General features: G+C 61.8%; 16 protein-coding genes. 8 read left to right on the forward strand and 8 right to left on the reverse strand.

Translation table 11 applies throughout. The annotated features are described in order from the left end of the window. Positions 1–6: 6 nt before the first annotated feature. On the reverse strand, positions 7–1,170 hold the full coding sequence (alr, locus tag CO667_RS05950; RefSeq protein ID WP_097617522.1) for an alanine racemase: 1,164 nt from the start codon (positions 1,168–1,170) through the stop codon (positions 7–9). Here alr and CO667_RS35285 point away from each other — a divergent pair. From CO667_RS35285 to CO667_RS05965, 4 genes are all read left to right on the forward strand, one after another. Next, complete coding sequence (locus tag CO667_RS35285) at positions 1,169–1,312, forward strand: hypothetical protein (protein WP_179874073.1); 144 nt, start codon at positions 1,169–1,171, stop codon at positions 1,310–1,312. The two genes, alr and CO667_RS35285, sit on opposite strands and share 2 nt — an antisense overlap. A gap of 45 nt (positions 1,313–1,357) precedes the next feature. After that, a complete protein-coding gene (locus tag CO667_RS05955; RefSeq protein WP_097617523.1) occupies positions 1,358–2,179 on the forward strand; it encodes an AraC family transcriptional regulator in 822 nt (273 codons plus the stop codon). Between the two features lie 67 nt (positions 2,180–2,246). Continuing rightward, entirely contained in the window at positions 2,247–2,951 is a 705-nt protein-coding gene (locus tag CO667_RS05960; RefSeq protein ID WP_097617524.1) for an AzlC family ABC transporter permease, read from the forward strand. After that, positions 2,948–3,250: an AzlD domain-containing protein gene (locus CO667_RS05965; RefSeq protein WP_097617525.1), complete on the forward strand. Its 303-nt coding sequence runs from the start codon at positions 2,948–2,950 to the stop codon at positions 3,248–3,250. Before CO667_RS05960 ends, CO667_RS05965 begins: the two co-directional genes overlap by 4 nt. A 24-nt stretch (positions 3,251–3,274) precedes the next feature. On the opposite strand, the gene CO667_RS05970 is transcribed toward CO667_RS05965, so the two are convergent. From CO667_RS05970 to CO667_RS06000, 7 genes are all read right to left on the reverse strand, one after another. Continuing rightward, positions 3,275–4,771 carry a replicative DNA helicase gene (locus CO667_RS05970; RefSeq protein WP_097617703.1) on the reverse strand — a complete coding sequence of 499 codons (1,497 nt, stop codon included), beginning with the start codon at positions 4,769–4,771 and terminating at the stop codon, positions 3,275–3,277. 329 nt (positions 4,772–5,100) lie between these two features. Further along, entirely contained in the window at positions 5,101–5,679 is a 579-nt protein-coding gene (rplI, locus tag CO667_RS05975) for a 50S ribosomal protein L9 (RefSeq protein WP_097617526.1), read from the reverse strand. A 22-nt stretch (positions 5,680–5,701) separates the two neighbouring features. Continuing rightward, complete coding sequence (locus CO667_RS05980; RefSeq protein ID WP_097617527.1) at positions 5,702–6,688, reverse strand: DUF2232 domain-containing protein; 987 nt, start codon at positions 6,686–6,688, stop codon at positions 5,702–5,704. A 156-nt stretch (positions 6,689–6,844) separates the two neighbouring features. Continuing rightward, on the reverse strand, positions 6,845–7,093 hold the full coding sequence (gene rpsR / locus CO667_RS05985) for a 30S ribosomal protein S18 (protein ID WP_003547038.1): 249 nt from the start codon (positions 7,091–7,093) through the stop codon (positions 6,845–6,847). Between the two features lie 14 nt (positions 7,094–7,107). Then, complete coding sequence (gene rpsF, locus CO667_RS05990) at positions 7,108–7,575, reverse strand: 30S ribosomal protein S6 (protein ID WP_003574183.1); 468 nt, start codon at positions 7,573–7,575, stop codon at positions 7,108–7,110. 277 nt (positions 7,576–7,852) lie between these two features. Further along, positions 7,853–10,678, reverse strand: a complete 2,826-nt coding sequence (locus CO667_RS05995) for a hypothetical protein (RefSeq protein ID WP_143540695.1) — start codon at positions 10,676–10,678, stop codon at positions 7,853–7,855. Positions 10,679–10,746: 68 nt separating this feature from the next. Then, positions 10,747–11,790, reverse strand: a complete 1,044-nt coding sequence (locus CO667_RS06000) for an aldo/keto reductase (protein WP_097617529.1) — start codon at positions 11,788–11,790, stop codon at positions 10,747–10,749. Positions 11,791–12,003: 213 nt separating this feature from the next. Here CO667_RS06000 and fabD point away from each other — a divergent pair, with 213 nt between their 5' ends. From fabD to fabF, 4 genes are all read left to right on the forward strand, one after another. After that, entirely contained in the window at positions 12,004–12,948 is a 945-nt protein-coding gene (gene fabD, locus CO667_RS06010; protein WP_097617704.1) for an ACP S-malonyltransferase, read from the forward strand. Between the two features lie 30 nt (positions 12,949–12,978). After that, positions 12,979–13,716, forward strand: coding sequence for a 3-oxoacyl-[acyl-carrier-protein] reductase (gene fabG, locus CO667_RS06015; RefSeq protein WP_039618906.1), 738 nt, complete (start codon positions 12,979–12,981; stop codon positions 13,714–13,716). Positions 13,717–14,002: 286 nt separating this feature from the next. After that, positions 14,003–14,239 carry an acyl carrier protein gene (locus CO667_RS06020; RefSeq protein WP_003547058.1) on the forward strand — a complete coding sequence of 79 codons (237 nt, stop codon included), beginning with the start codon at positions 14,003–14,005 and terminating at the stop codon, positions 14,237–14,239. Between the two features lie 93 nt (positions 14,240–14,332). Further along, a complete protein-coding gene (fabF, locus tag CO667_RS06025; protein WP_097617531.1) occupies positions 14,333–15,595 on the forward strand; it encodes a beta-ketoacyl-ACP synthase II in 1,263 nt (420 codons plus the stop codon). The last annotated feature ends 85 nt before the right edge of the window (positions 15,596–15,680 follow it).

Raw genomic sequence — 15,680 nt, forward strand, 5'->3', positions numbered from 1 at the left:
AGGAGCTTATTCCTCGGCGACATAGCGCCGCTCGTGGCGCAGCCCCATGCTGGTCAGGATCTCGTATCCGATCGTGCCCGCTGCCCGCGCTACGTCGTCGACCGGCATGTTCTTGCCGAAAAGCTCGACATAGTCCCCGGCGCGCACGGCATTGTCGGGCAGGTCGGTGATATCGAAGATCGTCAGGTCCATGGTGATCCGGCCGGCAACCGGCACCTTGCGTCCGGCGATGAAACCTTGTCCGCCTTGTGGCACCACCTGGCGCAGCGGCACGCCGCCGCTCGACTGGCTGCGCATGTAGCCGTCGGCATAACCGGCCGAAGCGATCGCCAGCCGGCTGTCGCGGCGAAGCTGCAGCGCTCGGCCGTAGCTGACGGTCTCGCCGGCCTCGACGCTGCGTACCTGGATGATTCGGGCTTCCGCGGTTGCGACCGGCCGCATCGGGTTCGCCATGCCGTTGACCGCTTCGCCGCCATAAAGCGCGATGCCGGGTCGTGTCAGGTCGAAATGATAATCTTCGCCGAGAAAAATGCCGGCCGAGGCGGCAAGACTTGAATCGATGCCTTCATAGGCGGCGCTAACCCTGTGGAATGATTCGAGCTGTCGCTTATTCATCGCATGGCTGGGATCGTCGCCGCAGGCGAGGTGACTCATGACGAGCACCGGCGCGAAACTCGCCGGCCGCGAGACGTCGTCGGCGAGCGCGATCGCATCGTCCATGCGCAGTCCCAGCCGATTGAAGCCGGTATCGACATGCAGCGCGCAGGGGTAGTCGCCGTAATCGGTAAGCACCGCCATCCAGAAGGCGAGCTGCTCGTCGGAGGAAATCACCGGCACCAGATCATTGTCGAAGAAGCGCCGCTCGGTGCCCGGCCATATGCCCGAGAGCACGAAGATGCGCGCCTCGGGCGCATAGAGGCGGAGCGTGACACCCTCGTCGACTGTGGCGACGAAGAAATCGCGAGCACCTGCCATATAAAGCGCTTCGCCGGCATCCTCGATGCCCATGCCATAGGCATCCGCCTTGACGACTGCCGAGGCGCGCGCCGCACCTGAACGGCGCGCCATGTCGCGCCAGTTTTCCGTCAGGGCGGTCAGGTCGACGGTCAGCCGCAGGCCCGCGGAAGCGAAAAGATCGTCGTCTTCGAAGGGGATAGGAAAATCTGTCATGAATCGCCGTGAAGAATGGAAGGAAAATCACTTCGCCAGTCTAGAGAGCATTGTGGCCAAGGGGAAGCACAGCGGCCACATACCATCCTTTGCCACCGGCGTGATCACTTTTGTTCAAGACGCGTACCGGCTTCCACGCTAATCTTTCCGGATGCAGAACGTATCGCAGAAAGAGGCGGCAGACGCCATGCCGCTTGCCAACGTGGAATCGGCTCGCTTCTGGCGGGATAGCCGCTTCCACGACATGGAGTGCCTGAGCGCCACCTTCCTGACGCATGAATATGCGCCGCATGCGCATGATACCTTCAGCATCGGCGCGATCGAAAGCGGCACCCAGATCGCCACCCTCAGCGGCAGGCGGGAGGAGACCGGTCCGGGCGATCTTTACCTGATCGATCCCGGCGTCATTCACGACGGCGCTCCCGGCGGCGAGGGCTATCGCTACCGCATGATCTATCCGGATACGCAGCTGTTCATCGACATTCTGGAGGATGTCACCGGCAAGGCCTTCCACGCGACGCCGTCCTTCGCCGGCGGGCTTCCACGCGATCTGCAGCTCGCCAATGCCTTTCACGCCGCTCATCGGACACTCGAGAGCGGCGCAGGCGCGCTGGAATCCGATGAGAGCATGTTCTCGGTGCTGGCGGCGATCTTTGCGCGTCACGGCAGCGCCATCATCGTTCCGGTCGATACACAGGAGCGAAGCGCGGTCGCCCGCGCCCGCGACTACTTGGTCGAGAATTTCGACAGCGATGTCGGCCTCGATGAGCTGGCCGGTGTGGCGGGATTGAGCCGCGCTCACCTCATCCGCGCTTTCCGCAAGGAATATCACATCACGCCGCATGCGTTCCTGACGGACCGGCGCGTGCAGGTGGCCCGCCGGCTGCTGCGGCAGGGGTGTGCGCCGGCCGATATCGCGCTTGAATGCGGCTTCGCCGATCAGGCGCATTTCACCCGACACTTCAAGGCGCGCACGGGCGTAACACCTGGCCAATTCCGCACGGGCTGATCACTTTCGTTCAATACAGCCATCCCAGGCTGGGCTAAGCCTCCGTGATCCCAATCAGGAGGTTGCCATGTTGCAGTACAGCCGGCGATCCAGCGAATTTATTGCCGGAACGCGTGCTATTTTTCCGCTTGTTGTCGCCGTCCTGCCGATCGGCCTGGTCTTCGGCGCGGTCGCCGCCACCAAGGGCCTTTCCCCGCTGGAAACGACGCTGATGAGTGTCCTTGTCTTTGCCGGCGGATCGCAATTCGTCGCCATGGACATCTGGACGCATCCGGCAAGCTGGGTCGGCGTCGGCTTCGCGGCCCTCCTGGTCAATATCCGCCACGTGCTGATGAGCGCGTCGATCGGCACGAAGATGCAGTCCTTCTCCGGCGTCAAACGCTATATCGCCATGCTCTTCCTTGCCGATGAGCTGTGGGCCATGGCGGAATTCCGCGCCGGCGCCACGCGGCTGACACCCGCCTGGTATGCCGGCATCGTCACGCCTTTCTACCTTACCTGGGTGGGCTCGTCGCTGACAGGCGCGCTGCTCGGCGCCTTTCTCGGCAATCCTGCCGTCATCGGTCTCGACTTCGCCTTTCCGGCGGTCTTCACCGTACTCGTCATGGGCTTCTGGAAGGGGCCGGAAACCGGCGCCGTTCTTGCCGCAAGTGGTGTCGCCTCCGTGGCGGTCCATCACTTCGTGCCCGGCGTCTGGTATATCGCCGCCGGTGCGCTGGCCGGGCTGGCAACGGCCCTCTGGCAGGGCAGGGCGCGGGAGCAGGCGGCATGACGCTCGATCTCGACACCTTGATCGCCATTCTTGCGATGGCCGCCGCCACGGTCTTCACCCGTATCAGCGGCCTCGTATTGATCCGTCACGTCGAAATGGATGAGCGCCGGAGGACCGCGATCGAGGCCATTCCCCCGGCCGTGCTGATGGCCGTCATTGCGCCCACCGCTTTTGCGACCGGCTGGGCCGAGGCGCTGGCATGTGCGGCAACGGCGGTGGCCGCACGCCGCTTGCCGATGCTGGCCAGCATCGTGGTCGGCGTTGCGACGGTGGCTTTGCTCCGGGCTGCGGGCCTCTGACGGAAATTGACGCGGAAGCCCGCGTCAATGTTCCTCGTAATGGGTGAAGGATGGATCGGCGAGATCGGCGAAGCGGGTGAATTCCGACTGGAAGGCGAGCTTCACCGTGCCGGTCGGCCCATGGCGCTGCTTGGCGATGATGACGTCGGCCGTGCCCTTGACCTTGTCGAACAGCGCTTCCCATTCCGGATATTTCGGATCGTGGATGTCGCGCGGCTCCGAATTCTTGACGTAATATTCCTCGCGGAACACGAAGAGCACGACGTCGGCGTCCTGCTCGATCGAGCCGGATTCGCGAAGGTCGGAAAGCTGCGGCCGCTTGTCGTCGCGGCTTTCGACCTGACGCGAAAGCTGCGACAGCGCGATGATCGGAACGTTGAGTTCCTTGCCGAGCGCCTTGAGGCCGGTGGTGATCTGGGTGATTTCCTGCACGCGGTTGTCGCTTGATTTGCCCGAGCCGGTCATCAGCTGGATATAGTCGACCACAAGCACGTCGAGGCCGCGCTGGCGCTTCAGACGGCGCGCACGCGCCGAAAGCTGGGCGATCGAGATGCCGCCGGTCTGGTCGATATAGAGCGGCACCTTCTGCATCATCATCGAGCAGGCGACGAGCTTTTCGAAATCGGCATCGTTGATGTCGCCGCGGCGGATCTTCGAGGAGGAGACTTCCGTCTGCTCGGAGATGATACGGGTGGCGAGCTGTTCGGACGACATTTCGAGCGAGTAAAAACCGACGACGCCGCCGTTCTTGGCCTTCATGCTGCCGTCCGACTGGACCTCGCCTTCGTAGGCGGCGGCGATATTGTAGGCAATGTTGGTGGCCAGCGAGGTCTTGCCCATGCCGGGACGACCGGCGAGCACGATCAAGTCCGAACGCTGCAACCCGCCCATCTTGGAATCCAGCGAATGGATGCCGGTGGAAATGCCGGAAAGCCCGCCGTCACGTTCCTTGGCGACGGCCGCCATGTCGATCGCCAGCGCAACCGCATCGTTGAAGGCCTGGAAGCCGCCGTCGTAGCGGCCGTTTTCCGCCAGTTCGAAAAGGCGGCGTTCGGTATCCTCGATCTGCGACTGCGGCGGCATGTCGAGCGGCGCATCATAGGCGATGTTGACGACGTCCTCGCCGATGGTGATCAGCGCCCGGCGCAGCGCCAGGTCGTAGATTGCCCGGCCGTAATCCTCGGCATTGATGACGGTGACGGCATTGCTGACAAGGCTCGCCAGATATTGCGAAACCGTCATGTCGCCGACCTTCTCGTCGGCCTTCAGGAAGGTCTTGATCGTCACCGGATTGGCGATCTTGCCCATGCGGATGATATCGCCGGCAACCTCGAAGATCTTCCGGTGCAGCGGCTCATAAAGATGGATCGGCTTCAGGAAGTCCGACACCCGGTAATAGGCGTCGTTGTTCATCAGGATCGCACCCAGGAGCGCCTGCTCGGCTTCGATATTGTTGGGTGCTTCGCGATAATGCTGCTCCGACGGAGCAACAGCTGCAATCTTTCGAGCGGCGTCGTTCATCATCATCCGTTCTGTCTTTTTCCAGCTCCGGATTTGCAATTCCGGACGCGAAAATCAAGAGGCTGCGAAAGGAGCGGGGGCTCGCTTCGCTTAAATCCTGAACGCTGTGCCCGTTGTTCGACTTCTCCACAGTCCTGGGCGACACAAAGGAGAAATACCGGCAGTGTCACCCGCACGACACGGTATGGAGCCGACTCAGTCTATCCGTTTCGCAGAAATCTATTTTAGCGCGATACGATAAGGCTCGCAGCAAAACATCCGGAGAATCCCCAACGAAAAAGCCCGGCACGATGGCCGGGCTTCTCTCTCGTGGATTGCTCCGGCGAGAATTATGCTTCGTCTTCGTCGACGCCGTCGGCTTCCGGATCGAAGAAATCTTCAGGACGCAGCGCGTCTTCGTCGACGCCGTAGATCGCGTCGACCGAGGTGAGTTCTTCGCCCTTGGCCTGGCGCTCTGCCTCTTCGGCGGAACGGGCAACGTTCAGCTCGACGTGGATTTCGACTTCGGCATGCAGCTGCAGCTCGACCTTGTGCAGGCCGATCGCCTTGATCGGCGTGTTGAGGTGAACCTGGTTGCGGCCGATGTTGAAGCCTTCGGCGGCGAGGATCTCGACGACGTCACGGGCAGCAACCGAACCATAGAGCTGGCCGGTTTCGCCGGCGGAACGCACGACGATGAAGGACTTGCCGTCGAGAACGTCGGCAACCTTCTGGGCTTCCGACTTGCGCTCGAGGTTGCGGGCTTCGAGCGTCGAACGCTCGGCTTCGAAGCGGGTCTTGTTGGCGGCGTTGGCGCGCAGCGCCTTGCCGAGCGGCAGCAGGTAGTTACGGGCAAAGCCGTCGCGAACCTTTACGGTTTCGCCCATCTGGCCGAGCTTGGAGATGCGTTCGAGAAGGATGACTTCCATTTTCTTTTTCCTTTCTTGTGTCTCAGATTTTCGTGTCGGATTGTTTGGGGGCATCAGCATCTTTCGTCGGGGTCAGCGCGATCGCCTTGCGCGTATCGCTGAGACCGAGGACGAGGATGAGGAAAGCTGGCAGCAGCATGAGCAGCGAGGCCAGGTAGCTGAGGATGAGGGCCGGTATGCGCCAGTCCTTGCCGCGCGTGCGGAAATGCAGCGAGGCGAAGCCGGACAGCATGAAGCCGGCGCCGAAGGTGCCGATCACGGTCGCACCGACCAGTGCCGGAACGCCGCCGAAGAAGCAGGCGGCAAGCCCGGCGAGGAAGATGAAGATCGAGTTGCGGTTCATGCGCAGCGACGAGGGAATGTCCTCGCGCGGGCGAAGGCCGCGGCCGGACGCCGCGACGATGCGCACCGCGAAATAATAGGCAGCAAACAGCATGGAGACCCACATGCCGCCCTGCAAAGCCGGCAGCATCAGCAGGATCAGCGACTTGGTCTGCGCGGTCGCCGCCGGGTCGGGCATGAATTCCGGCTGCTGCTGCTTGAGCGAGGTGATCAGCAGATCGACGATCGGATCGGTGATCTCGGGCCCGTAGCCGATCATCACGCCGATGACGATGACGGCGATCGTCACCAGGCCGCAGAGATGCAGCAGGATATCGGAGAGCGGATACCAGGCAAGCAGATGGTCGGGGCCGCCGAGTTCGGAGGCGGGACGCGCCAGATTGGCCAGGTGGCTGAGCCAGCCGGCCGGCAGCAGCGTCACCAGCGTCATGATCAGCGCGAAGGAAGGCGAGATGAAGATCGCGCCGAGTGCCGCAGCGGTGGCGACGGCCGAGACCGCGGCAGCATTGCCCCATCCGAGTCCGACGATCAGGATCGGCAGGGCCGAGGCCGTATAAAGCAGCGCGCTGAAAAACGACGGCTGCATGCTCGCGCCCAGCACCAGCAGGGCGGCGGTCAATCCGGCGAGTGCGCCGATCAGCAGCGTTCTAAGATTCGGTCGTTTCAAGGTCGCTGTCCTGCTTCATCAAGCAGTTAGAGGATGTTGCTGAATCAAATTCAGAAACGTCTCAACATGGGTTTTAAGAGTTCCGATCCGCGCCCATCGCGGAAGGGAGAAGGGAAGGCACGAATGCCTTCCCTCATGAGTGGTCACGTCAGCCGATCAGGCGACGACGTAGGGCAGCAGGCCGAGGAAACGGGCGCGCTTGATCGCCTGGGCGAGTTCGCGCTGCTTCTTCTGGGAAACGGCCGTGATGCGGGACGGAACGATCTTGCCGCGCTCGGAAATGTAGCGCTGCAGCAGGCGTACGTCCTTGTAGTCGATCCGCGGTGCGTTGGCACCGGAGAACGGGCAGGTCTTGCGGCGGCGATGGAATGGGCGGCGGACCGGAGCGGAGGAAGTTTCAGACATATCTCGGATCTCCCTTATACACGGTCTTCGCGCGGACGGCGCGGACGGTCTTCGCGGTCGCCGAAGCCACCTTCACGCGGAGGACGCGGGCCACGGTCACGATCGCCGAAGCCGCCTTCACGCGGGCCACGGCCGCCTTCGCGCGGACGGTCGTCGCGGTCGCGCTTCTGCATCATGGCAGACGGACCTTCTTCATGCTTCTCGACGGCGATCGTCATGTAGCGAAGAACGTCTTCGCTGATGCGCATCTGACGTTCCATTTCCTGGACGGCAGCAGCCGGTGCATCGATGTCCATCAGGGCGTAGTGTGCCTTGCGGTTCTTCTTGATGCGGTAGGTGAGGGACTTGAGGCCCCAGTTCTCGATACGCCCGACTTTACCGCCGTTAGCTTCGATCACGCCCTTGTACTGTTCTACGAGGGCATCGACCTGCTGAGCGGAAATATCCTGCCGGGCAAGGAATACATGTTCATAAAGAGCCATGACAGCTTTGCCTTTCTTGCGTTTGGTTCAACCCGATATTCGGCGGCTAAGCCTCAACGACTGCTCCTGATTGGGCGGACCCAGGCAAGAAAGCGTTTTCCGAGACGGTCGAGAGCGGAGACACGGGAGGCTGGAACGCTTCCGTTCCGAACGATTTCCCAGGGGAAACCGGCCCTCCGTTCAGCCACCAGCCAGAAGACCGGGTTAACGAACAGGGCGGCTTATACGGATTTTTCGGGCAAAGGCAAGCGTTGGTAAGGATATTGGCAAGAAATGCCTAGCTGCTGGTGCGGGTTGCCTCCAATCGCCGGGCTAGTTCTTCCGGAATCCAGGCGTCGGCCGGTGCAAGCTTACCCGCACTGCTCAGTGTCAGCGCTATTTTCAGTGCCATTTTATAGTACACCGATGCATTTTCTGGCTCGCATTCGGCTAACTTGATCAGGCTCACAATCAGATCACGCTGCCATTCGGCATTGTCGGGATCGTGTTCGGCAAGCGTCTTCCGAATGTCGAAGCCGTCCCGATAAGCCTGAAGGGCGTCCTTGGCGTGGCCCGCGGCACGGCGGATGTCGCCGATATTGTCGTAGTTGACGGAAAGATCGCGCTGCCATTCGGCATTGCCGGGATCGCGTTCGGCAAGCGCTTTTGCGATATCGAAACCGTGCTGATAGGCCTGAAGGGCGCCCTTGGCGTGGCCCGCGGCGCGGCGAATGTCGCCGATCTTGTTGTAGCTGACGGAAAGGTCGCGCTGCCATTCGGCATTGCCGGGATCGCGTTCGGCAAGCGTCCTCCGAATGTCGAAGGCGTCCTGATAGGCCTGAAGGGCGCCCTTGGCGTCGCCCGCGGCACGGCGGATGTCGCCGATCTTGTTGTAGCTGACGGAAAGATCGCGCTGCCATACGGCATTGCCGGGATCGCGCTCGGCAAGCGTCTTCCGAATGTCGAGGCTGTCCTGGTAAGCCTGAAGGGCGCCCTTGGCGTGGCCCGCGGCGCGGCGGATGTCGCCGATATTGTCGTAGCTGACAGAAAGGTCGCGCTGCCATTCGGCATTGCCGGGATCGCGCTCGGCAAGCGTCTTCAGAATGTCTAGGCCGTCCTGATAGGCCTGAAGGGCGCCTCTGGCGTCGCCCTCGGCACGGCGAATGTCGCCGATCCTGTCGTAGCTGACGGAAAGATCGCGCTGCCATTCGGCATTGCCTGGATCGCGTTCGGCAAGCGCTTTTGCGATATCGAGGCCGTCCTGATAGGCCTGAAGGGCGCCTCTGGCGTCGCCCTCGGCGCGGCGAATGTCGCCGATCCCGTTGTAGCTGACGGAAAGATCGCGCTTCCATTCGGCATTGCCGGGATCGCGTTCGGCAAGCGCTTTTGCGATATCGAGGCCGGCCTGATAGGCCTGAAGGGCGCCCTTGGCGTCGCCCTCGGCGCGGCGAATGTCACCGATCCCGTTGTAGCTGAAAGCAAGATCGCGCTGCCATTCGGCATTGCCTGGATCGCGTTCGGCAAGCGCTTTTGCGATATCGAGGCCGGCCTGATAGGCCTGAAGGGCGCCCTTGGCATCGCCCTCAGCGCGGCGGATGTCGCCGATCTTGTTGTAGCTGACGGAAAGATCGCGCTGCCATTCGGTATTGCCGGGATCGCGCTCGGCAAGCGTCTTCCAAATGTCTAGGCTGTCCTGATAGGCCTGAAGGGCGCCCTTGGCGTCGCCTTCGGCGCGGCGGATGTCGCCGATCCTTTCGTGCGAGACACCAATTGCGCGTTCGTCATCTGCCCTCAACGCTGCCTCCAAGGCGGCTTCAAACGCAGCAACTGCATTCAAACGTTGGCCTGTTTTCCGCAACTCGTCGCCAAGTTGACCCCATCGCCATATTGGGTCGGGATCGAGCATCAGCCCTTGTCGTAAAGCTACAACTACGCCGTCATGATCATAAAGAGGCAGAAGGATATCGGCTTCTTCGAAGAAAAGCCTTGCATCTGCCTTGTTCTGATTATGCCGTTGCAACGCTTGTTTCCCCTGTGCTTTGCGCACGGTTGCCAGCGCGCCTTCGACATCCAAGGTTTCCAGCTTCTTGCGTGCGGTGTTAATGGCGCGATCGATTTCGGGATAATCATTTTGAATAGCCGCCAGCGTCTGGGAGCGGGCTAATAGGTCATCCACAGCATCGGCGAGCACCTTGGCGATCTTGTCTCGGGGCACATCGGAATGACCGATCAGGCGCGCAAGAACAGGTGCCAATTCCTCTATCGGAATACCCTTTTCCTTCGAAACAAGATTAAGAATCCGCGCCTGTCCTTCCATCTGCTCATTGTGGCGTCGTTCGGCTTCTCTTTCTGCTGTAGTCTGTCCGTCGAGAACTCGGTCTATCTTCTTGTCGACGAAGTCCAGAATAGCCCTGATCCGCGCCAGCTGCTCCGCATTCCATATCGCCTTGAACGCCTCGTTGTCCTTCAATCTTCCTGAGGCCGCCCGGACGAACATGTCGTGCCAGCCGTCATTGCCGTTCGCATTGCCATGGAACGCAGCCATGAACAGGGCGGGCAAGGCGTCACCGATCTCAATTGACAACTCTCTAAGTACGTTGTCTTCCAGCTCCTTACGGACCGTTGTCGCATCGGACATATCACTGCTGCGGGCGGCAAGAGCGGTTTCGTAGGCTGCGGGGAGGGCGCCGAGAACGTTTTTTTCTTCCGCGGATGTTGCGCCGTCGCTGTTGAATTTCCGCGCGTCCTGCAGATAGGACCATAGCAACGCCGAGACGCGCTCAGCCTCGACCTGCCGCATATCGTTGAAATCGTTCCGGCGTCCTTCGTCGAAACGCGCAAGGATCGTTTCCGTCGCGTCGAGGTGGGCAAGCCGCAGCGCCATAATGATATGGTGATTGCGGTCAATCTCTGGATGCCGCTTGAAGAGTGCGGCCGCGTAACGCGCACCAAAGGCGGTGTAGGCGGCGTGGGCTTCGTTGCCGGCGATACCGCCTGCAAGATTGGCGGCGATTCCTAGGGCCTTAGCCGCGACGCCGGACGTGGCTCCGGTCGGATCCACCGCCAAAGCGGAGCCAGCGATCGCTAGAACGACGGCCCCTATCCCCTTACCAATAATCGACATTCCATCCCCTCTTGCCGAGCCGAAGGGTAACATCCGGCATTGCACGGTCAAGGAGAGTGGAGTGATTTTTACAGCGTCAGCGGATACTGCCGGTGAACCTTGGCGATCTCCGCCAACACCTCGTTCGACAGCGTCAGCTCGGCCGCGCCGATATCGATTTTCAGCTGCTCCATCGAGGTCGCGCCGATGATGACCGAGGCCATGAACGGCCTGGATCGGCAGAAGGCGAGCGCCATTGCCGCCGGGTCGAGACCGAAGGTTGCCGCGATCTGCAGATAGGCTTTGGTCGCCGGTTCCTGCAGCGGCTGCAGGCGGCCGCCGATATCGTGGTTGATCGAACCGCGCGAACCCTTCGGCCTGCCGCCATCGACATATTTGCCGGTCAGGATGCCGCCGGCGAGCGGCGAATAGGCGAGCAGCCCGACATCCTCGTGATGGGAGAGTTCGGCGAGATCGAGGTCGAAATGGCGGTAGAGCAGATTGTATTCGTTCTGGACGCTGGCAATGCGCGGCAGGCTCTTCTGTTCGGAGAGCGTCAGGTATTTCTGGATGCCCCAGGTGGTTTCGTTGGAAAGGCCGATCGCCCGGATCTTGCCTTCCTGCACCAGTGCGCCGAGCGTTTCCAGGATGTCGAGCATATTGGCGACGGTCACATCACGATCCTGGTTGAACGGATTGTAGCTCCAGTTCTGGCGGAAATGGAAATGGCCGCGGTTCGGCCAATGGATCTGGTAGAGGTCGATATAATCGGTCTTCAGCCGCGCCAGGCTGGCCTCGAGCGCCAGGCGGATATTCTTCGCATCCGCGCCTTCGCCGCCGCGTATATAGTCGCGGCCGCGGCCGGCGACCTTGGTGGCGAGCACGATATCTCCACGCTTGCCGGTCTTCTTGAACCAGCTGCCGATATAGTCTTCGGTCCAGCCCTGTGTTTCCGGCGAAACCGGGGTGGTCGGGTAGAGTTCGGCGGTATCGAAGAAATTGACGCCCTTCTCGACGGCGTAGTCCATCTGCGCATGCGCGTCGGTTTCGCTGTTCTGCGAGCCCCAGGTCATGGTGCCCAGGCAAATCTCTGAAACGGAAATGTCGGTGCGGCCTAGCGAATTATACTTCATGAGAAAACCTTGGGAGCGAGGGGAAGCCTTGGGAGGGCCTGCGCAAATCTAGGCTCGATTTGGCAGAGCGCAAGAGTAAAAACCGGGCTTTTGTGCGCGTGCGAAAGGCTTTGCGCAGAATGCACCGCCACTTGACTCTGCCGGAAAGAATGTCAATTGGAGGCAAAACAGCCTCAAGGGGCGCAATCAGGGGCATGAGCCAGGGACATGAGCATGACCATCGCTTTCACTTTTCCCGGTCAGGGCAGTCAGGCCGTCGGCATGGGCAAGGATCTGGCCGAGAATTTCACGGAAGCCCGCGCCGTTTTCGACGAGGTTGACGAGGCGCTCGGTGAAAAGCTTTCGGACGTCATGTTCAACGGTCCCGAGGATACCTTGACCCTGACGGCGAACGCCCAGCCGGCGCTGATGGCCGTCTCGATCGCCGTCGTCCGCGTGCTCGAGGCTAAAGGGCTGGATCTGAAGTCCAAGGTCGCCTATGTCGCCGGCCACTCGCTCGGCGAATATTCGGCACTCTGCGCCGCCGGCACCTTTTCGCTCGCTGACACCGCGCGGCTGCTGCGCATTCGCGGCAATGCCATGCAGGCGGCCGTGCCCGTCGGTGTCGGCGCCATGGCCGCGATCATCGGCCTCGAACATGCCGACGTTATTGCCGTCTGCGAGGAAGCGGCCGCCACCGGCGCCTGCCAGATCGCCAACGACAATGGCGGCGGCCAGATCGTCATATCAGGCGAGAAGGCAGCCGTCGAAAAGGCCGCCGGCCTTGCCACCGACAAGGGCGCCAAGCGCGCCATCCTGCTGCCGGTTTCCGCTCCCTTCCATTCCAAGCTGATGGCGCCTGCGGCCGAGGCCATGCGCGCGGCGCTGGCAACGGTCGCCAAGTCCGATCCGGTCGTGCCGCTGATCGCCAATGTCCGCGCCGCCCCGGTGACCGGCGCCGACGAGATCGCCGGCCTTCTGGTCGAGCAGGTGACCGGTCAGGTCCGCTGGCGCGAGACGGTGGAATGGTTCGCCGGCAATGGCGTGACGACGCTTTATGAACTCGGCTCCGGCAAGGTGCTGACCGGCCTTGCCCGCCGCATCGACAAGACGATCAACGGCATCTCCGTCAACGGTCCGGCGGATATCGACGCGACCGTTGCCGCCCTCATGGCCTGATTGGTATCTCCAGATATAAGGAACGTTTCCATGCTCGATCTTTCCGGCCGCAAGGCTCTCGTGACAGGCGCATCGGGTGGTATCGGCGAGGAAATCGCCCGCCTTCTTCATAAGCAGGGCGCCATAGTCGGCCTGCACGGCACCCGCGTCGAGAAGCTGGAAGCGCTGGCGGCCGAACTCGGCGAGCGCGTCAAGATCTTCCCGGCAAACCTCTCCGACCGTGATGAGGTGAAGGCGCTCGGCCAGAAGGCCGAAGCCGAACTCGAGGGCGTCGATATCCTCGTCAACAATGCCGGCATCACTCGCGACGGCCTGTTCGTGCGCATGAGCGACGAGGACTGGGACGCCGTTCTCGAAGTCAACCTGACGTCGACCTTCCGCCTGACGCGCGAATTGACGCATCCGATGATGCGCCGCCGCTATGGCCGCATCATCAACATCACCTCCGTCGTCGGCGTCACCGGCAATCCGGGCCAGGCCAATTACTGCGCCTCCAAGGCCGGCATGATCGGCTTCACCAAGTCGCTCGCGCAGGAAATCGCCACCCGCAACGTGACGGTCAACTGCGTCGCCCCCGGTTTCATCGAGAGCGCCATGACCGGCAAGCTGAACGACAAGCAGAAGGAAGCGATCATGGGGGCGATCCCGATGAAGCGCATGGGCACGGGCGGCGAGGTCGCTTCGGCGGTCGCTTATCTCGCCTCCTCCGAGGCTGCTTACATGACGGGCCAGACGCTGCACGTAAACGGCGGCATGGCGATGATCTGAAACGACAAACTGTCGGCGTGGGAAGAATTCCGCCAATAGCATGTTGAGCAATCACGAACCGTTGATTTTCTGGCTTTGCGGCAGGCATAAAGCATGTTAAGCGGGCCATGACTGTCATCAGTCGTCCCGAGAAAGCAGACGGACCGGCGGGCTTTTTGCAAGCCTGGGACATCTCTGAAGCCGGGTAAACGAGTTTGCCGAGGATGTCTGAAAACATCGCAGGCTGAAACAGGGTAGGGGTGCCGCAACGGCATTCCGATCAGGACATAAGGTCGAGGAAACCGACATGAGCGATATCGCAGAACGCGTAAAGAAAATTGTTATTGATCATCTTGGCGTCGATGCCGACAAGGTCGTCGAGAGCGCCAGCTTTATCGACGATCTGGGCGCCGACTCGCTCGACACGGTCGAACTTGTCATGGCCTTCGAAGAAGAATTCGGCGTCGAAATTCCCGACGACGCTGCCGACTCGATCCTGACGGTCGGCGATGCCGTGAAGTTTATCGAGAAGGCCCAGGCCTGATCCTGTAATTTTGAGAAAGGGCGGGCCTGGAGTCCGCCCTTTTCTTTTCGGCATATTTCTCCATAGAACATAAGAGACGGGGGAAAGCACGCGATGAGACGTGTCGTCATCACCGGTACCGGTATGGTATCACCCTTAGGATGCGGAACCGAGGTGACGTGGTCCCGGCTGCTTGCCGGCCAGAACGGCGCCCGTCTGGTCACCGAATTCGAGGTCGACGACCTTCCCGCCAAGATCGCCTGCCGTATTCCCGTCGGCGACGGCACCGACGGCACCTTCAATGTCGATCAGTGGATGGAGCCGAAAGAGCAGCGCAAGGTCGACCCCTTCATCATCTACGGCATGGCCGCCGCCGACATGGCGCTTGCCGATGCCGGCTGGCATCCCGAGACCGATGAGGAGCAGATCGCCACCGGCGTGCTGATCGGCTCCGGCATCGGCGGCATCGAAGGCATCGTCGAGGCAGGTTACACCCTGCGCGACAAGGGCCCGCGCCGCATTTCTCCCTTCTTCATTCCCGGCCGCCTGATCAATCTCGTCTCCGGCCAGGTCTCGATCCGCCACAAGCTGCGCGGACCCAATCATTCGGTCGTCACCGCCTGCTCGACGGGCGCGCATGCGATCGGCGATGCCGCGCGGCTGATCGCGCTGGGTGATGCCGACGTCATGGTCGCCGGCGGCACGGAATCTCCCGTCAGCCGCATTTCGCTCGCCGGCTTTGCCGCCTGCAAGGCGCTGTCGACCCAGCACAATGACGACCCGCAGAAGGCTTCGCGCCCCTATGACCGCGACCGCGACGGCTTCGTCATGGGCGAGGGCGCCGGCATCGTCGTGCTCGAGGAACTGGAACACGCCCTGGCCCGTGGCGCCAGGATCTATGCCGAAATCGTCGGCTACGGCCTGTCGGGCGATGCCTATCACATCACCGCGCCGTCCGAAGACGGCGAGGGCGCCGGCCGCTGCATGGCGATGGCGCTGAAGCGCGCCGGGCTGACACCGGCCGATATCGACTACATCAACGCCCATGGCACCTCGACCATGGCCGACACGATCGAACTCGGCGCCGTCGAGCGGCTGGTCGGCAATGCGGCGTCGAAGATCTCCATGTCCTCGACCAAGTCGGCGACCGGACACCTTCTCGGTGCTGCCGGTGCGATCGAGGCGATCTTCGCCACGCTCGCCATCCGCGACAATGTCGCACCGCCGACGCTCAATCTCGACAATCCCGAGCGTGAGACGGCGATCGATCTTGTTCCGCACAAGGCGCGTGAGCGAGAAATCAATGTGGCGCTGTCCAATTCGTTTGGCTTCGGCGGCACGAATGCGTCGCTCGTCCTGCGCCGTTACGCGCAATAAGAGTCCTGCGCGCGGCGTATCGGGTGTCCCTTACGCTGCAACGGCCGGTTCTCTCTGTTGCGTAGCAGAGCGTGCGGGAGCATAA

Origin of the sequence: Rhizobium sp. L43, assembly GCF_002531725.1 — a bacterium.
GTDB lineage: Bacteria > Pseudomonadota > Alphaproteobacteria > Rhizobiales > Rhizobiaceae > Rhizobium.